This is a genomic window from Variovorax sp. AC103 (assembly GCF_979254005.1).
In genome coordinates this window covers 12,593-36,050 of sequence record NZ_CEEDFC010000008.1, presented here as the reverse complement: position 1 = coordinate 36,050, position 23,458 = coordinate 12,593, and the positions used below count along the sequence as shown (strand labels likewise).

The window sequence follows — 23,458 nt, the reverse complement described above, 5'->3', positions numbered from 1 at the left end:
CATACGCAAGCGGCGGCATGCCTGCGGGCCGACGGCATACTGAAAGCGTCCGAAATCCACGCAAGACGATGCCCAACCCCCTGCAACACGCCGCGCCGCTGCTGCGCCACCCCCTGCGGTTCGGCTGGGAGGCGCTCAAGGAATTTCGCGCCAACCAGGGGCTCTTGCTCGCAGGCGCGGTGGCCTACTACGCCTTGCTGTCGATCGTGCCGCTGCTGATCGTGAGCGTGATTGCGCTGTCGCACGTCATCGACCAGGCGGAGTTGCTGCGCACCATCGGGCAGTACCTCGGGTGGCTGCTGCCGGGCCAGTCGAAGGCCATCGTGACCGAGCTGTCGAGCTTCCTGGACCACCGCGACGTGCTCGGGCCGGTGTTGCTGGTGACCATGATCTTCTTCAGCTCGCTGGCCTTCAGCGTGCTCGAAAGCGCGATGGCGGTGATCTTTCACCACCGCAAGGCCGACCACAAGCGCCACTTCCTGGTGTCGGTGGCCATGCCCTACGTCTACATCCTGTGCCTGTGCGTCGGGCTGCTGCTGGTCACCTTGGTGTCGGGTGCGCTGCAACTGGTGGGGCGGGAAAGCGTCGACCTGCTGGGACGCAGCTGGTCGCTGTCGGGCATCTCGGGCCTCCTGCTCTACCTGCTGGGGCTGGGCGGCGAGATCTTCATGCTGACCTCGCTCTACCTCGTGATGCCGGCCGGGCGCATGTCGCTGCGCCATGCGTTGCTGGGCGGGGTGACGGCTGCGCTGCTGTGGGAGCTCACGCGGCGCGTGCTGATCTGGTACTTCTCGACGCTGTCGCAGGTGAACGTGGTCTACGGCTCGCTCACCACGGCGATCGTGGTGCTGCTGAGCCTGGAGATCGCGGCCACGCTGGTGCTGCTGGGGGCCCAGGTGATCGCGAACTACGAGCGCCTGGACCGCACCGGCAGCGTGAAGCCACCGAAGGGTGAGCTCAGCGGGGAGCCAGTCGAATCGCTCCGTCCAGACGAATCACTTCGCCGTTGAGCATGTCGTTCTCGATGATGTGCTTGGCCAGCTTGGCGTAGTCCTCTGGCGTGCCCAGGCGCGAAGGGAAGGGCACGCTGGCGGCCAGTGCGTCCTGCACGTCCTGCGGCATGCCGAACAGCATGGGCGTGCCGAAGATGCCGGGGGCGATGGTCATGTTGCGGATGCCGCTGCGCGCCAGGTCGCGCGCGATGGGCAGGGTCATGCCGACCACGCCGCCCTTGGAGGCGGCGTAGGCGGCCTGGCCGATCTGGCCGTCGTAGGCCGCGACCGAGGCGGTGGAAATGAGCACGCCGCGCTCGCCGGTGGATTCGGGCTCGTTCTTGCCCATGGCGTCGGCCGCCAGGCGGATCATGTTGAAGCTGCCGATCAGGTTGACCGTGACGGTCTTGCTGAACACCGCCAGCGCGTGCGGGCCGTTCTTGCCCACGGTCTTCTCGGCCGGCGCGATGCCCGCGCAGTTGACCAGGCCCACCAGCTTGCCGAGCTTGAGCGCGGCGGCCACCGCGGCCTGGCCGTCGGCCTCCTGGCTCACATCGCACTTGACGAAGACGCCGCCGATGTCCTTGGCAACCGCCTCGCCCTTGTCAGCCTGCATGTCGGCGATCACCACCTTGGCGCCGTTGGCCGCCAGCATGCGCGCCGTGCCTTCGCCGAGGCCCGAAGCGCCACCGGTCACGATAAAAACCTTGCCGTCGATCTGCATTGAAAGTCTCCTGAGATGAGGCCGTCATTATCGAAGACGAAAAAAAAAGGCCCCATCCGAGGATGAGGCCCTGAATTGGATCCGTGAGGACCCAAGGAGACAACTGGTGGTGGTCGGCGGCTCAGCGCTTGCGCGAAGCGGTCGCGGTCTTCGCAGCGGCAACGGCTTGCGACGACACGGCATTGAAGTTGGCTTCGGCGACGTCCGACGCTTGCTTGACGGCCTTTTGAACCGATTCGAAAGCGTTGTTGGCGGCAGCCACGGCGCTCTTCATGACGGCGACGGCGGTTTCCGAACCGGCGGGGGCGTTCTTGGAAGCGCTGTCGACCAGGCCGACGAAGGCTTGCTGGGCTTCAGAGGCCTTGGCTTCGAAAGCCTTGGAGAACTCGGCGCCGGTGCCTTGGGCGATGTCGTACAGGTGACGGCTGTAGGCGGCGGTCTTTTCGGCCAGCGGCTGGAACAGGCTGGCTTGCAGCGTCAGCAGTTCTTGTGCGTCCTTGACGCTCAGGGCGGCCTGGGCGGTGCTCTGGGCTTCGGCCAGGGCGGCCTTGGAAGCAGTGACGTTCAGTTCGACGAGCTTCTCGACGCCTTCGAAAGCCTTGGTGGTCAGGCCGAACAGGGTTTCGAGGTTTGCTTTTTGGGCGGCGAGGATTTGGTCAGCGGTCAGGGCCATTTGGTATCTCCAGAAGGGATTGAGTGGTCGGGTCACGTTGCGCTGTCTCGCCGTCTATGTTGCGCTGCAGCATGGCCTCAAGTATAGGCAGCTGAGTTTTGCGATCAAGGGGTTTTTGCTGCTATGCAGCAATTTAGAAGCCTTCTTCTAAATTTGGCCGCGTGGCCAAAAAACGGGCCGTGCATGGGCGTGTCCGACTGTCTTCAATGCGGCCATCGAGCGCCGCGGCCGCTGGCAGAATGCCGCGCGATGAGCGCCCCCACCAAACCCACTCCCCACGCGCGCAGCAGCTACCGCGCCTTTCGCAGCATCCCCACGCGCTGGGCCGACAACGACATGTACGGCCACGTCAACAACGTCGTGTACTACAGCTGGTTCGACACCGCGGTGAACGCGTTGCTCATCGAACGCGGCGCGCTCGACATTCACCAGGGCCAGACCATCGGCTTCGTGGTCGAGACGCAATGCAACTACTTCGCCCCGATCGCTTTCCCGCAGACCGTGGAAGCGGGCATTCGCGTGGCGCAGGCTGGCCGTTCGAGCGTGCGCTACGAAATCGCGCTGTTCGCCGAAGGCTCCGAGGCGGCTGCAGCGCAAGGCCATTTCATCCATGTGTACGTGGACCGCGCCACGCAGCGCCCCGTGCCGCTGCCCGACGCGTTGCAGCAGGTGGTCGACTCGCTTCGCGTCTGACCGACGCCCCATGACAAACGGCGCCCGAGGGCGCCGTTGTTCTTTTCCGAGGCTTCAGACCCTTACATCGTCTTCTTCATGGCCTTGATGTCGGCCCTGCCCTGGGCTTCGTCGGCCTTGGCCTGTTTCTGGCAAGCCGACTTGGCGTCGCCCTTCTGGTCGTCGCACTTTTCCTTCGCGACTTCGTAGGTGGCCTTCACCTTCTCTTCGGCCACCTTCCGGGCGTGGCTGTCGCTCGGCTGGTATTGCTGCTCGAGCTCGGCCTTGGCGACGTCTTCCTTGCCCTTGGCTTCCTTCTGGCAGACGTCCTTGGCGTTGTCCTTCATCGTGTCGCACTGGGCCTTGGCGACCTTGTAGTCGGCCTCGACCTTTTCCTTGGCGACCTTGTATTCGTCCTTGGTCATGGCGCTGGCTTGCGTGGCCATGAAACAGGTGGAGGCAAGGGCCATCACGAGGAGATGTTTTTTCATGAGAGTGGGTCCTTCGGGAATTGGATTGAATTCAGTGGGTCAGGCGGGGAGGCGGTGGCGGTGCGCTCAATAGCGCTCGAACCACAGCGCATCGGGCGTGCGGCCATCGCGCGATTCCCATGCCTTGACCTGCGTTTCAGCTTCCTCGCGGCTGATGCCGTGGCGTTCCTGGATGCGGCCGAGCAACTGATCGCGCTTGCCCGCAATGACGTCGAAGTCGTCGTCCGTCAACTTGCCCCATTGCTCCTTGACCTTGCCCTTGAGTTGCTTCCAGTTGCCTTCGATGGTGTCCTTGTTCATAAGAATCTCCTTGGTTCAGTGGATTCCGGCGCTCTGCTTTTGCCGCCGTGAAATCACTGTCGCCAAGTGGATTCCCCCTGCCGGTAGGACGTGCAGGTCAGCCCCCGTAGGCAGAGGCCGACGCGCCCCGTGATAATCCAGCGGCCGCCGAAAGTTTGAGACTCCGCATCGCCTGCGCACAGCGCCCAGCACCATGATCATTCACAGCCTGCTCGACACCGACCTCTACAAGTTCACGATGATGCAGGTGGTCCTGCATCACTTCCCGGGGGCCCGCGTCGAGTACCGCTTCAAGTGCCGCAACCCCGGCGTGAACCTGGCGCAGTTCGCCGGCCAGATCCGCGACGAGGTCCGCAGCCTGTGCTCGCTGCAGTTCCGCGACGCCGAGCTTGCCTACCTGCGCTCCATGCGCTTCATCAAGAGCGACTTCGTCGACTTCCTCGGCCTGTTCAGGCTCAACGAGAAGTACATCAACATCATTCCCCAGCCCTCGGGCGAACTCGAGATCCGCATCAAGGGTCCGTGGCTTCACACCATCCTGTTCGAGATTCCGGTGCTGGCCATCGTCAACGAGGTGTACTTTCGCAATACGCAGAAGAAGCCCGACCTCGAAGAAGGCCGCCGCCGCCTCGAGACCAAGATCTCGCAGCTGCAGGACGAAGGTCTCACCGACCTGAAGATCGCCGACTACGGCACGCGCCGCCGCTTCTCCAAGGACTGGCACGAAGAGGTGCTGCGAACCCTGACCGGCCGGCTCGGCGCCGTGACCTCGCCCGCGGTGCAGTCCGCGCCGGGCGCACGGCTGCCGCAGCTTGCGGGCACCAGCAACGTGCTGTACGCCATGAAGCTGGGCCTGATTCCGCTGGGCACCATGGCGCACGAGTACCTGCAGGCCTGCCAGGCGCTCGGCCCGCGGCTGCGCGACAGCCAGATCTTCGGCTTCGAGAGCTGGGCGCGCGAGTACCGCGGCGACCTGGGCATCGCGCTGTCGGACGTGTACGGCATGAACGCCTTCCTGCGCGACTTCGACCTGTACTTCTGCAAGCTCTTCGACGGCGCGCGCCACGACAGCGGCGACCCGTTCCAGTGGGGCGAGCGCATGCTCGCGCACTACATCGCCAACCGGGTCGACCCGCGCACCAAGACGCTGATCTTCAGCGACGGCCTCACGGTGCCGCGCACCATCGAGCTCTACCAGCAGTTCCGCGGTCGTTGCCAGCTGGCCTTCGGCATCGGCACCAACCTCACCAACGACCTGGGCTACGAGCCGCTGCAGATCGTCATCAAGATGATCCACTGCAACGACCAGCCGGTGGCCAAGCTGTCGGACACGCCGTCCAAGAACATGTGCGAAGACGAAAAATACCTCGCCTACCTGCGCCAGGTCTTCGAGATCGAACAACCTGCCAGCTGACGGCTGTACTGCCCCGCACCGCGCCCCGGTCTGGTACGGTACAGCCCCCCATGCAAAAAACGATTCGACTGAGTGCGGCCGCCGCGCTGGCGCTGCTTCCCGTCCTGGCTTCGGCCGCTGATTTCGACGGCGGCAGGCTCTCGCCGCTGTGGGGCGCGCCGTTTGCCGGCATCCTGCTGTCGATCGCACTGTTTCCGCTTCTTGCGCCCACGTTCTGGCATCACCACTACGGCAAGATCGCCGCCGCCTGGGCGCTGGCTTTCCTGCTGCCGTTTGCGGCGACCTACGGGGTTGCGCTGGCCGGCGAGCAGCTTGTGCATGCCCTGGTGGAGGAATACATCCCCTTCATCATTCTGCTCACGGCGCTGTTCACCGTGGCGGGGGGCATTCACATCCGCGGCAACCTGCACGGCGCGCCCGGGCTCAATACCGGCATCCTGGCTATAGGCGCCGTGCTCGCGAGCGTCATGGGAACCACGGGGGCGTCGATGCTGCTGATCCGCCCGCTCATTCGTGCCAACGACAACCGCCCGCATCGGGTGCACGTGGTCGTTTTCTTCATCTTCATCGTCTCCAACGTGGGTGGCTCGCTCACGCCGCTGGGCGATCCGCCGCTCTTCCTGGGCTTCCTGAAGGGCGTCGATTTCTTCTGGACCGCGAAGAACATCCTGCCCGATACGCTGTTCGTCGTGGGGGCGCTGCTCGCGCTGTTCTACGGCATCGACCGTTACTACTACCGCAAGGAAGGCGTGCTGCCGGTGGATCCGACGCCCGACACGCGGCGCATCGGCTTCGATGGTGCCGTCAATTTCTGGCTGCTGGGCGGCGTGGTGGCGTTCGTGCTCATCAGCGGTTTCTGGAAGTCGGCGGTGAGCTTCGACGTCTTGGGCACACAGGTCGGCCTGCCGGGCCTGGTGCGCGACGTGGGCCTCATCGCGATCACGCTGCTTTCGCTCAAGATCACCGCGGCCAAGGTGCATGCCGACAACCAGTTCGAGTGGAGCCCCATGGCCGAGGTGGCCAAGCTGTTCGCCGGCATCTTCCTGACCATCGTCCCGGTGATCGCGATGCTCAAGGCCGGCACGCAAGGCCCGTTCGGCGCCATCGTCTCGGCCGTGACGCGCGCCGACGGCCAGCCCGACCCGGCGATGTACTTCTGGGCCACCGGCCTGTTGAGCTCGTTCCTGGACAACGCGCCGACCTACCTGGTGTTCTTCAACACGGCAGGCGGCGACCCGTCCGCCCTCATGACCACCTACGCCAGCACGCTGGCCGCCATCTCGGCCGGCGCGGTGTTCATGGGCGCCAACACCTACATCGGCAACGCGCCCAACCTCATGGTCAAGGCCATCGCCGAGAGCCGCGGCGTGCGCATGCCGAGCTTCTTCGGCTACATGGCGTGGTCGGGGTCCATCCTGGTTCCGCTGTTCGTCGTTGCCACCTTCCTCTTCTTCCGCTGACCCACTTTCCGAGCAGAGACAACACCATGAGCAAGCCCAAGATCCTGGTCGCACGCGCGATCTTCCCCGAGACCCTCGAGCGCCTGTCGCAGCATTTCGAGGTCGAGTCGAACCAGGCCGACGAAGGCTGGAGCAAGGAGCAACTGATTGCAAGGCTGCAAGGCAAGCAGGGCGCCTTCACCACCGGCAGCGAGCGCATCGACGCCGCGGTGCTCGACGCCTGCCCCGACCTGAAGATGTGCGCCAACATGGCCGTGGGCTACAACAACTTCGACGTCGATGCCATGGCCGCGCGCGGCGTGCTCGGCACCAACGCGCCCGACGTGCTCACCGAGACCACGGCCGACTTCGGCTTCGCGCTGCTGATGGCCACCGCGCGCCGCATCACCGAGAGCGAACACTTCCTGCGCGCGGGCAAGTGGCAGAAGTGGAGCTACGACATGTTCGCCGGCTCCGACATCCACGGCTCCACGCTCGGCATCATCGGCATGGGGCGCATCGGGCAGGGCATCGCGAAGCGCGGCGCGCACGGCTTCGGCATGAAGGTGATCTATCACAACCGGTCGCGGCTCGACGCCTCGCTCGAGGCCGAATGCAAGGCCAGCTACGTGAGCAAGCAGGAGCTGCTCCAGACGGCCGACCACGTGGTGCTGGTGGTGCCGTACTCGGCGGCGTCGCACCACACCATCGGTGCGGCCGAGCTTGCGCTGATGAAGACCAGCGCCACGCTCGTCAACATTGCGCGCGGCGGCATCGTCGACGACGCTGCGCTGGCCGTGGCCCTGCGCGAGAAGCGCATCGCCGCCGCGGGGCTGGACGTGTTCGAGGGCGAGCCCAAGGTGCATCCCGACCTGCTGAGCGTGCCCAACGTGGTGCTCACGCCGCATATCGCGAGCGCCACCGTGCCCACGCGCCGCGCCATGGCCGACCTGGCGGCGGACAACCTCATCGCGTACTTCGGCGGCAAGGGTCCCCTGACCCCCGTGACGCCCGTTCCGCCGGCAAGCAAGTAAACACGGCACCACAGCAAGCAGCGGCACCGCACCACGACCTTGGATTCCTATTCCGACCTGATCCTCATCGGACTGGCTGCACTCGCGGTCGTCCAGCTGGTGCTGGTGATCTGGCTGCTCGCACGCCGACAGCCCGCGCCCGACCACGGCGACCTGCTGCGCGTGCTGGCCACAATGGGCGCCGCCAGCGAACGCACCGAACGCGAACTGCGCCACGAAATCGCCGAGAGTTCGCGCGGCGCGCGCCAGGAAACCGCGCAGGCCTTCGCCACCTTCCAGCGCTCGCTGGTGCAGCAGGGCGCCGAAGCCACGCGCACGCAGAACGCGCAGCTCGACGCGTTCTCGCTGCAGCTCGCGTCGCTGCAGAAGACGCTGGCCGACACGCTCAACACGCAGCTCCAAGGCCTGAGTGACTCGAATGCGCGCCGCCTGTCCGAAGTGCGTTCGACCATGGAGACCCAGCTCGCGCAGCTGCAGCAGAGCAACGCCGCCAAGCTCGACGAGATGCGCAAGACCGTCGACGAGAAGCTGCAGAGCACGCTCGAAGCGCGGCTCGGCGAAAGCTTCAAGCAGGTGGCCGACCGGCTGGAGCAGGTGCACAAGGGGCTCGGCGAAATGCAGACGCTGGCCGTGGGCGTCGGCAACCTGCAGCGCGTGCTGACCAACGTGAAGACGCGCGGCGTGTTCGGCGAAGTGCAGCTCGAAGCCTTGCTCGAACAGGTGCTCACGCCCGACCAGTACGCCAAGCAGGTCGAGACCAAGCCGCGCAGCGGGCAGCGGGTGGACTTTGCGATCCGTTTTCCAGGCCGTGGCGACGACGGCGCGCCTGTCTGGCTGCCCATCGACGCCAAGTTTCCGCGGGACGACTACGAACGGCTCATCGATGCGCATGAACGCGCCGACGCCGCCGGCGCCGAGCAGGCCGCCAAGGCGCTCGAGGCGCGCATCCGCACCGAGGCCAGGTCGATCGCCGACAACTACCTGGCCGCGCCGCACACCACGGACTTCGCCATCCTGTTCCTGCCGGTCGAAAGCCTCTATGCCGAGGTGCTGCGCCGGCCGGGACTGATGGACGCCATCCAGCGCCAGCATCGCGTGACGCTGGCCGGCCCGACCACCTTGCTGGCCATGCTCAACAGCCTGCACATGGGCTTTCGCACGCTGGCGCTGGAGCGGCAGGCCTCCGAGGTCTGGAAGGTGCTGGGTGCGGTCAAGACCGAGTTCGAGCGCTACGGCGAATGGGTCGCGCGCATCAAGGAACAGGTGGCCAAGGCCTCCGACACGCTCGACAAGGCCGACACGCGCGCCAAGCAGATGCGCCTGGCGCTGCGCAAGGTCGAGGCCCTGCCAGAGGCGCAGTCGCAGGCGCTGCTGCCGACCACGTCCGGCACAGACACCGACACCGACACCGATACCGAGGGCGAAGACACCCCGTGAAAGGCTCCGAACTGCTGCGTGTGATCGGCGCCCAGGTATGCCTGCACGCGACCATGGCCGGCATGCGCCTGGCCACGCCGCTGCTGGCCCTGCAGCAGGGCTACAGCGCGGCGGCGGTCGGCGTGCTGATCTCGCTGTTCGCGCTGACCCAGGTGTTCCTGGCACTGCCCGCCGGGCGCTTTGCCGATCGGCATGGCTTCAAGCGGCCGCTGTGGCTGTCGGTGATTGCGGCGGTGACGGGCGCGGGGCTCGTGGTGATCTTTCCCATCTTCCCGGTGATGTGCCTGGCGGCCTTGCTGACCGGTGGCGCGACAGGCGCAACGGTCATTGCGTTGCAGCGGCACGTGGGGCGCTCGGCGCACGACCCGACGCAGCTCAAGCGCGTGTTCAGCTGGCTGGCCATCGCGCCCGCGGTGGCCAACTTCGTCGGGCCGTTCCTGGCCGGCATGCTGATCGACCATGCGGGGCGTGCCCCCGCGGACATGCTCGCCTTTCGCATCGCGTTCGCGGTGATGGCGGCGTTGCCCATCCTGTGCTGGTTGCTCGCACGCGGTGCGCACGAGCCGCCGCCCACCCCCCCGGTGGCGGGCGCCGTGCCCACGCGCGCCTGGGACCTGCTGCGCGAGCCGATGTTCCGACGCCTGCTGTTCGTGAACTGGCTGCAGTCGTCGAGCTGGGACGTGCATGCCTTCGTGCTGCCGGTGCTGGGGCACGACCGGGGCATCAGCGCCTCGGTGATCGGCTCGATCCTCGGCGCCTTTGCAATTGCGGCCGCCCTCATTCGCATCGTGCTGCCGGTGATCGCCTCGCGCGCATCGGAACGCAGCGTGATCCTGAGTTCGTCGATGGTGACGGCGCTGGTGTTCTCGATCTACCCGCTGCTCGATTCGGCCCTGGCCATGGGCGTCTGTTCGGTGGTGCTGGGCTTTGCGCTGGGCGCGGTGCAGCCGATGGTGATGAGCATGCTGCACCAGATCACGCCGCACGCGCGCCACGGCGAGGCGCTGGGCTTGCGGCTCATGACCATCAATGCATCGAGCGTCGCGATGCCGATGCTGTTCGGCTCGCTCGGCGCGGTGATCGGCATCGGCGGCGTTTTCTGGGTGGTGGGCGGCGTGGTCGCACTCGGCGCGCGCGCCACATGGGGCCTGAAGGTCTGACAGGGCCCCGGGCTGGCGCCGCGCCCGGCCGAGGACGTCGGCGCCGACGGAACTCAGCCCTGTTTCAGAGCTTGTAGAAGCGCTTGATGGCGGTCCAGGCGTCTTCGGGCGCGTCCACGTATTCGAAGAGCTTCACGTCGCCGGGGGAGATCACGCCTTCGTCGACCAGGAAGTCGAAGTCGATCATGCGCTTCCAGTAGTCCGAGCCGAACAGCACGATCGGCACCGGCTTCGACTTCTTCGTCTGCACCAGCGTGATCACCTCGAACAGTTCGTCGAGCGTTCCGAAGCCGCCCGGGAACGCCACCAGCGCCTTCGCACGCATCATGAAATGCATCTTGCGGATGGCGAAGTAGTGGAACTTGAAGCTCAGCGCCGGCGTGACGTAGGGGTTGGCTTCTTCTTCCATCGGCAGCGCGATGGCCAGGCCGACCGAGAGGCCGCCGCCTTCATGCGCGCCGCGGTTGGCGGCCTGCATGATGCCGGGGCCGCCGCCGGTGCACACGAAGAGCTTGTCCTGCGGCTCCTTGTCGTTGCTGTACTGCGCGACCAGCTTGCCGAAGGCGCGCGCCTTCTCGTAGTAGTGCGAGTTGCGCGCCAGCCGGCGCCAGCGCTCGGACGCCACGGTGTCGCCGGCGGCATCGGCCTGCGCGATCATGGCGGCCGAGTCTTCTTCGCTGCGGAAGCGCGCGCTGCCGAACACCACCACGGTGTTCTCGATGCCATGGGCGCGCTGCTCGAGGTCGGGTTTCATCAGCTCCAGCTGCATGCGGATGCCGCGCGTTTCGCGGCGCAGCAGGAACTCCGGGTCGGCGAAGGCGATGCGCGACGGATCGGGGTCCAGCGGCAGGCCCTTGTCGGCATGGGAGTGCAGCGTGGCCCAGGCGTCGGCCAGGCGTTTGTCGTGAAGGTTGTGCGTGTTGTTCATGAAGAAACCAGACAGATGTACACGAGTGATTGTGCAGCGTTGCAAACCGCGTGCCCAGACGACAAAAAAGGCTCCTTGCGGAGCCTCTTCGGGGGGAGGGGCAGTGGTGAGGCCGCAGCCTCAGGGCCTCAGACGCGCTTGCGGTATTCGCCGGTGCGCGTGTCGATTTCGATCTTGTCGCCTTGCGCGACGAAGAGGGGAACGGGCACTTCGAAGCCGGTGGCGATCTTGGCGGGCTTCATGACCTTGCCCGAGGTGTCGCCCTTGACGGCCGGCTCGGTCCAGGTGATCTCGCGTTCGACGCTGGTCGGCAGTTCGACCGAGATGGCCTTGCCGTCGTAGAACACCACTTCGACAGCCATGCCGTCTTCGAGATAGTTCAGGGCGTCGCCCATGTTCTCGGCTTCGACTTCGTACTGGTTGTATTCGGTGTCCATGCACACGTACATCGGGTCGGCGAAGTAGGAGTAGGTGCACTCCTTCTTGTCGAGCACGATCTGGTCGATCTTGTCGTCGGCCTTGAAGACCACTTCGGTGTTGAAGTTGGCGATCAGGCTCTTGAGCTTCATGCGCACGGTGGCGGAGTTGCGGCCGCCGCGGCTGTATTCGGTCTTCAGGACGACCATCGGGTCCTTGCCGTGCATGATGACGTTGCCGGCGCGGATTTCTTGAGCGATTTTCATAACAGGGTCTCTGGATGTTGGCCGCTCGGTGCACGGGGCCATCGGCGACGTTTCGACATTTGCCGGTTTGTCTGGCCCCGCGGTACAGGTCTAACGGCGGGTTGAGCAGGTTTCGCGGAGAGCATCTCGGATCGTCGAGATCCGGGCCGAAATCCGCAAAGCCCGCTATTTTAGCTTTTTTGGGCGATCAATTCCCGCAGTTGCGTGACCAGGTCGCTCTGCGCGAGCAGCCGCGTGCGGGCCGTCAGCACCGTTTCGTGCCATGGGCCCTGTGTTTGCGGCGGGGGCAGGGCGGTGTTGTCGACGCCATTCCACGCGTGGTGAAAAAGCCGCAGCGAGGGCGGGGCGCCCAGCCAGTCGAGCCAGGCGTTCAGCTTGGCGTGGTGCGCGTCGTCGTCCTGCGGATAGATCTGCCAGACGAACGGCGCGCCCGCCCAGAGCGCGCGCACCCACGAATCTTCCCCGCGCACGAAGTTCAGGTCGCAGGCCCACAGAAGGTGGTCATAGTCGGCCTGGGTCAGGTACGGGAGGTATGAAATTGATAGCGCACCTTGCAAGGTGGGTGCGCGTACTGCTGGGTTTTCATCTGAAAGAATCGCCTGGACCGCCTGCGTGGCACGACCCGCCGTCACGAGCAGGCGGGTGGGTTCGGTGCCTTGCGCCAACTGCTCCAGCAGCGCGGCCAGCGCGGGCGGCTCGTAGCAGAACAGCGAGACCAAGCGTTCGGCGCCCGTCCATGCGATCTGCTGCGCGGCCAGCCACTGCGCGCGGTCGAAGCGCGCCCGCCGTTCCATCAGGCCGGGTTCGCGCAGCAGGCCGCCGGTGGCGGGCGTGAAGCCCGGATAGAAGAAGCGCTTGCTCAACCCCGCGCCCGGACCCTTGAAGACCGGCGAGGGCAGCCCGTGCAGCCGCTCGACGTACGGCTCGGCCGACAGGTATTCGAGGTTGATCCAGGCCTGGCCCGGCGCTTCGGCGAAGCGTGCAACCAGTTCCCGCGCCGGCTCGCAGCCGAAGCCCTCGACCAGCACGTCGGGCGCCGGCGCCGACACGGCTGCGTGCACGGCCGCCGCGTCGCACCAGTCGATCACCTGCACGCCGTCGTGGCCCGAGGGCGCCATCCAGCGCAGCGCCGCCGGGTCGTCGATCCACAGGCGCACGCGCTCGCCGAGCGTGGCCAGCTGGCAGGCGAGCCGCCAGCAGACGCCGAGGTCGCCGTGGTTGTCGATGACCTTGCAGAAGATGTCCCATCGCCTGGATTGCATGGCCGCGAGTGTGCCCGTGTTCCGGCAGGTGCCAGCTATGCTGGCCGGCACAACGACCATCGCAGAGAGAGACCATGAAGACGCAGAACCCGCTGCTCAGGACCGCACGATGAGCGACGCTTGCGAGCACACCTTCGTCCAGGCGAACGGGCTTCGTTTTCATGTGGTGCAGGCCGGCCCGGTCGACGGCCCGGTGGCCCTGCTGCTGCACGGCTTTCCGGAGTTCTGGCGCGGCTGGGCCGGCCAGATCGACGCGCTGGCCGCGGCGGGCTACCGCGTCTGGGTGCCCGACCAGCGCGGCTACGGCGAAAGCGACAAGCCGCAGGGCGTGGACGCCTACGACCTCGAGACGCTGGCCGACGACGTCTGCGCGTTGATCCGCAGCACGGGCCGCGACACGGTGACGCTGCTCGGCCACGACTGGGGCGGCGCGGTGAGCTGGCGCGTGGCGGCGCGCAACCCCGAACTGGTCGAGCGGCTGGTCATCGTGAATTCGCCGCACCTGGCGGTGATGCTGCGGCACATGTCGACCGGGCGGCAGCGCCTGCGCAGCTGGTACATGCATTTCTTCCGCATTCCGCGCCTGCCCGAAAGGCTGTTGAGCCGCCGCGACTTTCGCGGGCTGGCGCGGGTGCTGACGAAGAGCAGCCGGCCCGGTGCCTTCTCCGACGCCGAACTGGCGCTGTACCGCGAAGCATGGCGCCGGCCCGGTGCGCTGACCGCCATGCTCGACTGGTACCGCGCGCTGATGCGCAGCCGTTCGCGCATCCATGCCGGCGCGCGCATTCCGATGCCCACGCTGCTGCTGTGGGGCGTGCAGGACGAGGCGCTCGGCATCGAGATGGCCGCGCCCAGCATCGCGCTGTGCGACCAGGGCGAGCTGCAGCGCATCGAGGGTGCGGGGCACTGGGTGCTGCACGAGGAGGGCGTCGACGTGAGCCGGCGCATCCTGGCGTTCATGGGCCGCGTCACCGGCGCCGTGGGCGCCCCCGTCGACGCCGTCAAGGCGTGACCGTCCCGCGCGGCGCAAGGCCTTCGCGCCGCGCGCCACAATAGCCGCCATGTCAGACGTGCATTCCGATCAATTGCTCAGCGAAGTCGCGGCCCTGCCGCAACTGCCGGGCGTCTACCGCTACTTCGACGCGGCCGGCGCGGTGCTTTATGTGGGCAAGGCGCGCAACCTCAAGAAGCGGGTTGCCAACTATTTCCAGAAAAGTCACGGCGGCACCCGCATCGGCCACATGATCTCGAAGATCGTGCGCATGGAGACCACCGTGGTGCGCTCCGAGGCCGAGGCGCTGCTGCTCGAGAACAACCTCATCAAGACGCTCAAGCCGCGCTACAACATCCTGTTTCGCGACGACAAGAGCTACCCCTACCTGAAGATCGCGTCGCACACGTTCCCGCGGCTGGCCTACTACCGCGGCGCGGTCGACAAGAAGCACCGCTACTTCGGTCCGTACCCGAGCGCCTGGGCGGTGAAGGAGTCGATCCAGCTGCTGCAGAAGGTGTTCCGCCTGCGCACCTGCGAGGACACGGTGTATGCCAACCGCACGCGGCCGTGCCTGCTCTACCAGATCAAGCGCTGCAGCGGACCCTGCGTGGGGCACATCGCGCCCGACGACTATGCGCACGATGTGGCCAGTGCCGAGGCCTTCCTGATGGGCGACACGCAGCTCGTGCTCTCCAAGCTCGAACAGCGCATGACCACGCACGCCGAGAAGCTCGAGTTCGAGCAGGCGGCCGAGCTGCGCAACCAGATGTCGGCCATCTCGCGCGTGCTGCACCAGCAGTCGATCGAGATCGCATCCGACAAGGACGTGGACATCCTGGCCGTGCAGGTGCAGGGCGGCAAGGCCTGCGTGAACCTGGCCATGGTGCGCGGCGGACGGCACCTGGGCGACCGGCCGTACTTTCCGGTGCACGTGGAAGACGCGGCGCAGATCCATCACGGCGAGCTGGACGACGACGGCGGGACGCCCGCCGCCGACGACCCGATCGAGGTGCAGGTGCTCGAGGCCTTCATCGCCCAGCACTACATCGACGTGCCGGTGCCGGCCACGCTGGTGCTGAGCCAGCAGGTGAGCCGCGAGCTGATCGAGGCCATTTCGCTGCAGGCCGGCGCGCGCGTGACGGCGGTGTTCCAGCCGCGCGAGCAGCGCCGGCACTGGCTCGAGATGGCCGAGACCAACGCCAAGCTGCAACTCGCCCGGCTGCTCGCCGAAGAGGGCTCGCAGCAGGCGCGCACGCGCGCGCTGGCCGATGCGCTGGAGCTGGCGTCGGACGACCTGGACGACCTGCGCGTGGAGTGCTTCGACATCTCGCACACCGCGGGCGAGGCCACGCAGGCCTCCTGCGTGGTGTTCGAGCACCATGCGATGCAGAACCGCGAGTACCGCCGCTACAACATCGAGGGCATCACGCCTGGCGACGACTACGCGGCCATGCGACAGGTGCTGCACCGCCGCTACGGCAAGCTGGCCGAGGCGATGGCCGCCGAGACCGAGGCCTTGCCGCCGGGCGATGCCGAGAGCGAAGGCAGCGACGCGCCGCCGAAGGCCCGCACCTTGCGCATGCCCGACCTGGTGCTGGTCGACGGCGGCAAGGGCCAGGTGTCGATGGCGCGCGAGGTGTTCAGCGAGCTGGGCCTGCCGCTGTCGCTGATCGTCGGCGTGGAGAAGGGCGAGGGCCGCAAGGTCGGTCTCGAAGAACTGGTGTTCGCCGACGGCCGCGAGAAGGTCTACCTGGGCAAGGACTCCGCCGCGCTGATGCTGGTGGCGCAGATCCGCGACGAGGCGCACCGCTTCGCCATCACCGGCATGCGCGCCAAGCGCGCGAAGGTGCGCGTGGGCGGCAGCCAGCTCGAGGACATTCCGGGCATCGGGCCCAAGCGGCGCGCGCGCCTGCTTCAGCGCTTCGGTGGCATCCGGGGCGTGGCGGCGGCGAGCGTGGAAGACATCGCGTCGGTGGAGGGAATCGCCTCCGAGCTGGCGGAAGAGATCTACAAGGCGCTGCACTGACGGCGACGGGGCGAGACCTGCGGTCGAGGGTTAATGCCACCGTGACACAATCAAGAGATGTTCTGGACCCTACCGACCATCATGACCTGGACGCGCATCGTCGCGATCCCTTTGATCGTCGGCGTGTTCTACCTGCCGATCGCCGAGCCGATGCGCAACCTGATCGCCACGGTCATGTTCATCGTCTTCGCCGCCACCGACTGGCTCGACGGCTACCTGGCGCGCAAGCTCAACCAGACCTCGGCGTTCGGCGCCTTCCTCGATCCGGTGGCGGACAAGTTCCTGGTGTGCGCCTCGCTGCTGGTGCTGGTGCACCTGCAGCGTGCCGACGTGTTCGTGGCGTTGATCATCATCGGCCGCGAAATCGCCATCTCGGCGCTGCGCGAATGGATGGCGCAGATCGGCGCCGGCAAGAGCGTGGCGGTGCACATGATCGGCAAGGTCAAGACGACCGTGCAGATGGTGGCCATTCCGTTCCTGCTCTATGACGGGCATTTGTTCAAGGTGATCGACACCGGCCTGTGGGGCCAGTGGCTGATCTGGATCTCGGCGGTGCTCACCGTCTGGTCGATGGTCTATTACCTGCAGAAGGCCATTCCCGAGATTCGGGCCCGCACCAAATGAGCTCCGCCGCCGAGGCGCGCCACGCAGGCTGGCTGCGTGCGATGCCGGCGGTGTTCGTGCTGATCTGGAGCACCGGCTTCATCGTCGCGCGCTACGGCATGCCGTATGCGCCGCCCCTCAAGTTTCTTGCCGTGCGCTATGCGTTGTCGCTGGCGTGCTTCGGGCTGTGGGTCGCGCTGGCCCGGGTTGCGTGGCCGAAGGCGCGCGCGCAATGGGCGCACCTGGCGGTCACCGGCGTGCTGATGCAGGCGGGTTACCTCGGCGGCGTCTGGGCCGCGGTGCACGCCGGCATGGGCGCGGGGCTGGTGGCATTGCTGGTCGGCATCCAGCCGGTGCTGACGGCGGTGTGGATGTCGTTCAACGGCGGGCGCATTGCAGGCAGGCAGTGGGCCGGGCTCGCGCTGGGCTTCGCGGGGCTGGTCCTGGTGGTGTCGCGCAAGCTCGGGCAGGGCGCCGAGGTCAATGCGCTGACGATGGGGTTGGCGGTGATGGCGCTGGTCTCCATCACGGCGGGCACGCTCTACCAGAAGCGCTTCGTCGCGCCCTGCGACGTGCGCAGTGCCAGCGCGGTGCAGATGGCGGCTGCGCTGTTGGTCACGCTGCCTTTCGCGGCAATGGAGTCGCAGGGCATCGAATGGAACGCCTATTCGGGCGGCGCAATGGCCTGGTCGGTGCTGGCGCTGTCGCTGGGCGGCAGCTCGCTGCTCTACATGCTGATCCAGCGCGGCACGGCCACCGCCGTGACCAGCCTGCTGTACCTGGTGCCGCCCTGCACGGCGGTGATGGCGTGGCTGCTGTTCTCGGAGCCGATCACGTGGATCACGGTGCTGGGCATCGCGCTCACCGCCGCGGGCGTGAGCCTGGTGGTGCGCAGCGCCCGCTGAGCGGCCGCTGTCATGGCCTGCGTCTGGTCAGCGCGCGCCGGCCTTGGCCGGCTTCCAGGGCTCGCCGCGAAACTGTTCCACGAGGTGGTCGACCAGCAGTCGCACGCGGCGCGGTGTCTTCGGGCGCCAAGGAGCGACCCAATGGATGTCCGCGTCCGGCATGGCGTAGTGCGGCAGCACGCGCACCAGTTGGCCCGTTGCGAGCTGCGGCGCGATGTCCCACAGGCTGCGCAGCATGACCCCGTGCCCGGCCAGGCACCAGTCGCGCACCATCTCGCCCGAGTTGCTGGCCAGCGGGCCCTGCACGCGCACCCGCGCCGTGCTGCCGTCGCGCGCATGGCGCAGGGTCCAGAGCGCGTGCTGGCGCGGGCCGGCGTCGCCGTTCTCGCGCGCGACCAGGCAGTCGTGCGAAGCCAGCGCCTCGACGCTGGCCGGCGTGCCGCGGCGCTCCAGGTAGCCGGGTGAGGCGGCCAGCACGCGCTGGTTGCGCGCGATGCGCCGCGAGACCCAGTCGGCCGTGTGGCGCTGCTGCACGGCCCAGAGCCACACCGCGCCGTCGTAGCTTTCGGCGCCGAGGTCTGGCAACTGTTCCGTGAGCACCAGGTCGATCTGCAGGGCAGGGTGGCGCGCCTGGAAGTTGGCCAGCGCCGGCCCGAGCCAGCGCCGGCCGAAGCCGAAGGTGGCGGCCAGGCGCACGGTGCCGCTCAATTCGTTCTGGCGCTCGCCGAGCTCGCTTTCGAGCGCGGCAAAGCCGTCGAGCAGCGTTCGCGCATGCAGGCAGACCGCCTCGCCCTCGGCCGTGACGCTGAGCCGGCGCGTGGTGCGATCGAACAGCCGCTGGCCCAGCCGTGCCTCCAGCGCGCCAAGCCGCTTGGTGACGACGGAAGGCACCACGTCGAGCGTTGCGGCCGCGCCCGCGAGGCTGCCCTGGTCGCGAATGGCGACCACCAGGGCCAGGTCGCCGCGGTCCATCGAAGGAGGATTCATGCCGGAATGGAAAGTATGAATTGGCCGATTGTTGCTTGATGATCGCCGAGGTGCAACGCACAATCGTCGCCGTGACAGCCTCCTTTCTTTCCTTTCCCACCTTTGACATCGAGCGCGACGGTGTGCGCATCCATGGGCGCATCGGCGGCAGTGGCGCACCCCTGCTGTTGTTGCACGGTCATCCGCAGACGCATGCGATCTGGCACCGCGTGGCGCCGGCGCTGGCCGAGCGCTTCACCGTGGTCGCTGTCGACCTGCGCGGCTACGGCGACTCGGGTCGCCCCGCGGCCGACGCCGACCACGCGGCGTACAGCAAGCGGGAAATGGCGCTCGATGCGCTCGCCGCCATGCGGCACCACGGCTTCGAGCGCTTCGGCGTGCTGGCGCACGACCGCGGCGCACGCGTGGCGCACCGGCTGGCGGCAGACCACGCCGAAGCTGTGGAGCGCATGCTGCTGCTCGACATCGCCCCGACGCTCGCGATGTACGAGCAAACGTCAGAAGCCTTCGCCAAGGCCTACTGGCACTGGTTCTTTTTGATCCAGCCGCCGCCGCTGCCCGAAGCGTTGATCGCGTCCGACCCGGTGCGCTACGTGCGCAGCGTGATGGGCAGGCGCCATGCGGGGCTCGCGCCGTTCGCGCCCGAGGTGCTGGCCGAGTACGAGCGCTGCGCGAGCATCGCGGGCACCGCCGAATCCATCTGCGAGGACTACCGCGCCTCCGCCACCATCGATCTCGTGCACGACCGCGCCGACATCGCCGCCGGCCGGCAACTGGCGCAGCCGCTGCGCGTGCTGTGGGGCGAGCATGGCGCGGTGGGCAAGGCCTTCGACGTGCTGGCGCTGTGGCGCGAGCGCGCGGCCGATGTGTCGGGCCGTGCCTTGCCGTGCGGCCACTACGTTCCCGAAGAAGCGCCGGACGAGCTGCTCGCCGAGGCGCTGGCCTTCTTTTCATCTTCCTCACAAGCACACGCAGGAGCCACACCATGAGCACCCAGAAGAGCACTCAGAGAATTGCAGTCATTGCCGGCGACGGCATCGGCAAGGAAACAACGCCCGAGGGCCTGCGCGTGCTCGAAGCGGCGGCCAGCAAATTCGGCATCGACCTGAAGTTCGACCACTTCGACTTCTCGAGCTGGGACTATTACGAGAAGCACGGACAGATGCTGCCCGACAACTGGAAGGACCAGATCGGCGGGCACGACGCCATCTTCTTCGGCGCGGTCGGCTGGCCCGAGAAGATCGCGGACCACGTGTCGCTGTGGGGCTCGCTGCTGATGTTCCGCCGCGAATTCGACCAGTACATCAACCTGCGTCCCGCGCGCCTGATGCCCGGCATCATCGCGCCCGTGGTGCGCCGCGACGGCACGCCGCGCGAGCCCGGCGAGATCGACATGTACATCGTGCGCGAGAACACCGAGGGCGAGTACTCGAGCATCGGCGGGCGCATGTACCAGGGCACGCCGCGCGAGATCGTGGTGCAGGAAACCGTGATGTCGCGCGTGGGCGTCGACCGGGTGTTGAAGTTCGCCTTCGAGCTCGCGCAGTCGCGGCCGAAGAAGCACCTCACGAGCGCCACCAAGTCGAACGGCATCTCGATCACCATGCCCTATTGGGACGAGCGCGTGGTGGAGATGGCCAAGAACTATCCGGGCATCACGCTGGACAAGTTCCACATCGACATCCTCACCGCGCACTTCGTGCAGCGGCCCGACTTCTTCGACGTGGTGGTGGCGAGCAACCTGTTCGGCGACATCCTGTCCGACCTGGGCCCCGCGTGCACCGGCACCATCGGCATCGCGCCCAGCGCCAACCTGAACCCGGAGCGCACCACGCCATCGCTGTTCGAACCGGTGCACGGCTCGGCGCCCGACATCGCGGGCAAAGGCATCGCGAACCCGATCGGGCAGATCTGGTGCGGCGCGATGATGCTGGAGTTCCTGGGCCACAAGCAGGCGCACGATGCCATTCTCTCGACCATCGAGCGGGTGCTCGCGCCCCAAAGCGGAGCACCGCGCACCCCGGACATCGGTGGGACAGCCAGCACCAGCGACCTCGGCAAGGCGATTGCCGAGGCACTCTGAACCGCATCAAGCCGCTGCGAAAAAGCGCTTCACGAAACGCCCCTAGAATCGCGCGCTCCGCTGATCTGCATGGCCTCGTGTCTTATTGACACCCTGCAGACCAGTGGTTGTAATCCTCGATGGCAGTGCGCTGCCGAGGCGTCAGGCCTGCCAGGCTCTCGAGTCGCACACGTCGCGGCCAGGTCGCAGCTGACGGAAGCCGACCAACTTTTTTTCTACAAGGGGCCCTTGTGAACAAGACCGAACTGATTGAGCACATCGCAAAGAACGCCGATATTTCCAAAGCAGCAGCAACGCGTGCGCTCGAATCCACCATCGGCGCTATTCGTACCACGCTCAAGAAGGGCGGCTCGGTTTCGCTCGTCGGTTTCGGCACTTTCGCAGTAGGCAAGCGCGCGGCCCGCACCGGCCGAAACCCCCGTACCGGCGAGGCGATTAAAATCAAGGCCGCCAAGATTCCGAAGTTCCGTCCGGGCAAGGCGCTGAAAGACGCGCTGAACTAAGACGTTAGACTCGGAGAGTATTCCCGGTGGGGTGCTTAGCTCAGTTGGTAGAGCGTCGCCTTTACACGGCGTAGGTCGGGGGTTCGAGCCCCTCAGCACCCACCACCCACCCGATGCAAAGGCGAACCGCAAGTTCGCCTTTTTTATTGCCGTCCGACATCCGTCGAAAAAGAGTGTTCAAGCATGTTTGATTTCTTCCGCAAGTACAACAAGATCGTCATGATTTTCTTGTTCTTGCTGATCATTCCCTCGTTCGTGCTCTTCGGTGTCGAGCGCTACCAGGGCGGCAGCGAAGAGAAGGTGGCCCGCATCGACGGCCAGCCGATCACCAAGCCCGAGTGGGACCAGCAGCACCGCGTGGAAACCGACCGCATTCGCCAGCAGTCGCCCAACGTCGACCCGACGGTCCTCGACTCCGACGCCCTGCGCTACGCCACGCTGGAGCGCATGGTGCGCGACCGGGTGCTGGCCGCTGCGGCCGCCAAGGCGAACATGTCGGTGTCCGAAGATCGCCTGTCGCGCATCTTCGCGCAGGACCCAGGCCTGGCGGCGTTCCGTACGCCCGACGGGAAGTTCGACCGTGAAGCCTTCCAGCGCGTGACCGGCCGTACCCCCGAGCAGTATGAAGCGGGTGTGCGATCGGAAATGGCCACGCAGCAGGTGCTGCTGGGCGTTTCTGGCACTGCCTTCACCACGCCCGCGCTGGCCGCCACCACCATCAACGCGTTCTACGACAGCCGTGAGATCCAGGTGGCGCGCTTCAGCCCCGAGAGCTTCGCGTCGAAGGTGACGGTGAGCGACGCCGACGTCGAGGCCTACTACAAGGACCATACGGCCCAGTTCCAGGCGCCCGAGCAGGCCAGCATCGAGTACCTCGTGCTCGACCTGGAGGCCGCCAAGAAGAACCTCGTCGTGAGCGATGCCGACCTCAAGACCTACTACGACCAGAACACCGCGCGCTTCGGCACCAAGGAAGAGCGCCGTGCGAGCCACATCCTGATCACCGCGCCGTCCAGCATGCCCGCTGCCGACCGCGAAAAGGCCAAGGCCAAGGCCGAGCAATTGCTGGCCGAAGTGAAGAAGACGCCCGCCAGCTTTGCCGACGTGGCGCGAAAGAACTCGCAGGACACGGGTTCCGCGGAGAAGGGCGGCGACCTCGACTTCGTCACGCGCGGTGCGATGGTCAAGCCTTTCGAGGACGCGATGTTCTCGCTCAAGAAGGGCGAGATCAGCGGCATCGTCGAAACCGAGTTCGGCTACCACATCATCCAGCTGACCGACATCAAGCCCGCCGTGGTGCCGCCTTTCGAGAAGGTGCGAGCCACCATCGAGAACGAGGTGCGCGCGCAGCAGGCCACGCAGGAATTCGCGAAGGCCGCGGAGGTTTTCACCGATGCCGTGTACCAGACGCCCGACAGCCTCAAGCCGGCGGCCGAGAAGCTCAAGCTCACGATCCAGACGGCCACCAATGTGCCGCGCACGCCAGCACCCGGCGCCACCGGCCCCTTGGCCAGCCGCAACTTCCTGAACGCGCTGTTCGCGCCCGACTCGCTGCAGCGCAAGCAGAACACCGAGGCGATCGAGGTCGGTTCCAGCCAGCTTGCATCGGGCCGTGTGACGCAGTACACGCCGGCGCATCCGGTGCCGCTGGCCGATGTGAAGGACAAGATCCGCGCGCAGCTCGTGACCGAACGCGCCGCGGTGCTTGCCAAGACCGAGGGCGAGGCGAAGCTCGCGGCGTGGACGGCAAAGGCCGATGGTGCGACCTTCGGCGCGCCGATGACGGTGTCGCGCCGCGAAGCGCAATCGCAGCCGCTGCCGGTCATCGACGCCGCGCTGCGTGCCGACGCCGCCAAGCTGCCCGCGCTCGTGGGTGTGGATCTCGGCGCGCAAGGCTATGCCGTGGTTCGCGTGACCAAGGTCGTGCCGCGCACGCCCCCGGCGCCGGACCTCGCGAAGCAGGAACAGGCGCAGGTCGGCCAGTCGGTGGCCGCCGCGGAGGACGCCGCGTACTACAGCATGCTGAAGGATCGCTTCAAGGCAGAAATCCTGGTGCCGAAGCCGGCGGACACGCTGCCTGTTGCCGCGGGCCGCTGATCCAGCGCTTCGTTTGCGAAAAAGCCCGGGCCATCGGCTCGGGCTTTTTTC

Annotated in this window: 23 protein-coding genes and 1 tRNA gene; 16 read left to right on the top strand and 8 right to left on the bottom strand. The window is 66.7% G+C overall.

Translation table 11 applies throughout. From position 1 onward, the window contains the following. Nucleotides 1–68: 68 nt before the first annotated feature. Nucleotides 69–1,010, top strand: a complete 942-nt coding sequence (locus tag AC0IYU_RS13565) for a YihY/virulence factor BrkB family protein (protein ID WP_472117541.1) — start codon at nt 69–71, stop codon at nt 1,008–1,010. Here the strand turns inward: AC0IYU_RS13565 and AC0IYU_RS13560 are convergent. Both AC0IYU_RS13560 and AC0IYU_RS13555 read right to left on the bottom strand, forming a co-directional pair. After that, nucleotides 958–1,716 carry a 3-hydroxyacyl-CoA dehydrogenase gene (locus tag AC0IYU_RS13560; RefSeq protein WP_472117539.1) on the bottom strand — a complete coding sequence of 253 codons (759 nt, stop codon included), beginning with the start codon at nt 1,714–1,716 and terminating at the stop codon, nt 958–960. The genes AC0IYU_RS13565 and AC0IYU_RS13560 overlap by 53 nt on opposite strands. Before the next feature lie 121 nt (nt 1,717–1,837). Next, nucleotides 1,838–2,389, bottom strand: coding sequence for a phasin family protein (locus AC0IYU_RS13555; RefSeq protein ID WP_435435580.1), 552 nt, complete (start codon nt 2,387–2,389; stop codon nt 1,838–1,840). 249 nt (nt 2,390–2,638) lie between these two features. Between AC0IYU_RS13555 and AC0IYU_RS13550 the strand changes: the two genes are divergently transcribed. Then, a complete protein-coding gene (locus tag AC0IYU_RS13550) occupies nt 2,639–3,082 on the top strand; it encodes an acyl-CoA thioesterase (RefSeq protein WP_472117536.1) in 444 nt (147 codons plus the stop codon). 62 nt (nt 3,083–3,144) lie between these two features. On the opposite strand, the gene AC0IYU_RS13545 is transcribed toward AC0IYU_RS13550, so the two are convergent. Next, nucleotides 3,145–3,552: a hypothetical protein gene (locus AC0IYU_RS13545; protein WP_472117533.1), complete on the bottom strand. Its 408-nt coding sequence runs from the start codon at nt 3,550–3,552 to the stop codon at nt 3,145–3,147. Nucleotides 3,553–3,618: 66 nt separating this feature from the next. Continuing rightward, on the bottom strand, nt 3,619–3,852 hold the full coding sequence (locus AC0IYU_RS13540) for a CsbD family protein (protein WP_435435583.1): 234 nt from the start codon (nt 3,850–3,852) through the stop codon (nt 3,619–3,621). A 193-nt stretch (nt 3,853–4,045) separates the two neighbouring features. Between AC0IYU_RS13540 and pncB the strand changes: the two genes are divergently transcribed. The 5 genes from pncB to AC0IYU_RS13515 are packed head-to-tail and all read left to right on the top strand — an operon-like array spanning nt 4,046 to nt 10,336. Next, nucleotides 4,046–5,266, top strand: coding sequence for a nicotinate phosphoribosyltransferase (gene pncB, locus AC0IYU_RS13535; RefSeq protein WP_472117530.1), 1,221 nt, complete (start codon nt 4,046–4,048; stop codon nt 5,264–5,266). Nucleotides 5,267–5,316: 50 nt separating this feature from the next. Continuing rightward, on the top strand, nt 5,317–6,726 hold the full coding sequence (locus AC0IYU_RS13530; RefSeq protein WP_472117527.1) for a sodium:proton antiporter: 1,410 nt from the start codon (nt 5,317–5,319) through the stop codon (nt 6,724–6,726). A gap of 26 nt (nt 6,727–6,752) precedes the next feature. Beyond that, on the top strand, nt 6,753–7,739 hold the full coding sequence (locus tag AC0IYU_RS13525) for a 2-hydroxyacid dehydrogenase (RefSeq protein ID WP_472117525.1): 987 nt from the start codon (nt 6,753–6,755) through the stop codon (nt 7,737–7,739). Nucleotides 7,740–7,778: 39 nt separating this feature from the next. After that, entirely contained in the window at nt 7,779–9,176 is a 1,398-nt protein-coding gene (locus tag AC0IYU_RS13520) for a DNA recombination protein RmuC (RefSeq protein WP_472117522.1), read from the top strand. After that, nucleotides 9,173–10,336 (top strand): MFS transporter, encoded by a 1,164-nt coding sequence (locus AC0IYU_RS13515; RefSeq protein WP_472117519.1) that lies wholly within the window; start codon nt 9,173–9,175, stop codon nt 10,334–10,336. The genes AC0IYU_RS13520 and AC0IYU_RS13515 overlap by 4 nt, the downstream gene beginning before the upstream one ends. Before the next feature lie 64 nt (nt 10,337–10,400). Here AC0IYU_RS13515 and AC0IYU_RS13510 read toward each other — a convergent pair whose 3' ends face one another. The 3 genes from AC0IYU_RS13510 to earP form a co-directional block, all read right to left on the bottom strand. Then, complete coding sequence (locus AC0IYU_RS13510) at nt 10,401–11,264, bottom strand: LOG family protein (protein ID WP_435483358.1); 864 nt, start codon at nt 11,262–11,264, stop codon at nt 10,401–10,403. Between the two features lie 128 nt (nt 11,265–11,392). Next, a complete protein-coding gene (gene efp / locus AC0IYU_RS13505) occupies nt 11,393–11,947 on the bottom strand; it encodes an elongation factor P (protein WP_028258883.1) in 555 nt (184 codons plus the stop codon). Between the two features lie 170 nt (nt 11,948–12,117). Next, a complete protein-coding gene (gene earP, locus AC0IYU_RS13500; protein WP_472117516.1) occupies nt 12,118–13,209 on the bottom strand; it encodes an elongation factor P maturation arginine rhamnosyltransferase EarP in 1,092 nt (363 codons plus the stop codon). Nucleotides 13,210–13,318: 109 nt separating this feature from the next. Between earP and AC0IYU_RS13495 the strand changes: the two genes are divergently transcribed. From AC0IYU_RS13495 to AC0IYU_RS13480, 4 genes are read left to right on the top strand one after another with little or no spacing between them, the layout of a single operon-like run. Then, complete coding sequence (locus AC0IYU_RS13495) at nt 13,319–14,221, top strand: alpha/beta fold hydrolase (protein WP_472117514.1); 903 nt, start codon at nt 13,319–13,321, stop codon at nt 14,219–14,221. A gap of 49 nt (nt 14,222–14,270) precedes the next feature. Beyond that, nucleotides 14,271–16,229: an excinuclease ABC subunit UvrC gene (gene uvrC, locus AC0IYU_RS13490; RefSeq protein ID WP_472117511.1), complete on the top strand. Its 1,959-nt coding sequence runs from the start codon at nt 14,271–14,273 to the stop codon at nt 16,227–16,229. Between the two features lie 57 nt (nt 16,230–16,286). Then, a complete protein-coding gene (gene pgsA, locus AC0IYU_RS13485) occupies nt 16,287–16,853 on the top strand; it encodes a CDP-diacylglycerol--glycerol-3-phosphate 3-phosphatidyltransferase (RefSeq protein ID WP_435483362.1) in 567 nt (188 codons plus the stop codon). Then, entirely contained in the window at nt 16,850–17,737 is an 888-nt protein-coding gene (locus AC0IYU_RS13480) for a DMT family transporter (RefSeq protein WP_472117508.1), read from the top strand. Before pgsA ends, AC0IYU_RS13480 begins: the two co-directional genes overlap by 4 nt. A 27-nt stretch (nt 17,738–17,764) precedes the next feature. Here AC0IYU_RS13480 and AC0IYU_RS13475 read toward each other — a convergent pair whose 3' ends face one another. Next, entirely contained in the window at nt 17,765–18,724 is a 960-nt protein-coding gene (locus tag AC0IYU_RS13475) for a LysR substrate-binding domain-containing protein (protein ID WP_472117505.1), read from the bottom strand. Between the two features lie 71 nt (nt 18,725–18,795). Between AC0IYU_RS13475 and AC0IYU_RS13470 the strand changes: the two genes are divergently transcribed. From AC0IYU_RS13470 to AC0IYU_RS13450, 5 genes are all read left to right on the top strand, one after another. Next, a complete protein-coding gene (locus AC0IYU_RS13470; protein ID WP_472117502.1) occupies nt 18,796–19,713 on the top strand; it encodes an alpha/beta fold hydrolase in 918 nt (305 codons plus the stop codon). Next, nucleotides 19,710–20,807, top strand: coding sequence for a tartrate dehydrogenase (locus AC0IYU_RS13465; protein ID WP_472117499.1), 1,098 nt, complete (start codon nt 19,710–19,712; stop codon nt 20,805–20,807). Before AC0IYU_RS13470 ends, AC0IYU_RS13465 begins: the two co-directional genes overlap by 4 nt. Before the next feature lie 230 nt (nt 20,808–21,037). Next, nucleotides 21,038–21,310: an HU family DNA-binding protein gene (locus AC0IYU_RS13460; protein ID WP_099796196.1), complete on the top strand. Its 273-nt coding sequence runs from the start codon at nt 21,038–21,040 to the stop codon at nt 21,308–21,310. A 29-nt stretch (nt 21,311–21,339) separates the two neighbouring features. Next, a tRNA-Val gene (locus AC0IYU_RS13455) sits at nt 21,340–21,415 on the top strand. 78 nt (nt 21,416–21,493) lie between these two features. Then, nucleotides 21,494–23,407, top strand: coding sequence for a SurA N-terminal domain-containing protein (locus tag AC0IYU_RS13450; protein ID WP_472117496.1), 1,914 nt, complete (start codon nt 21,494–21,496; stop codon nt 23,405–23,407). Nucleotides 23,408–23,458 lie beyond the last annotated feature (51 nt).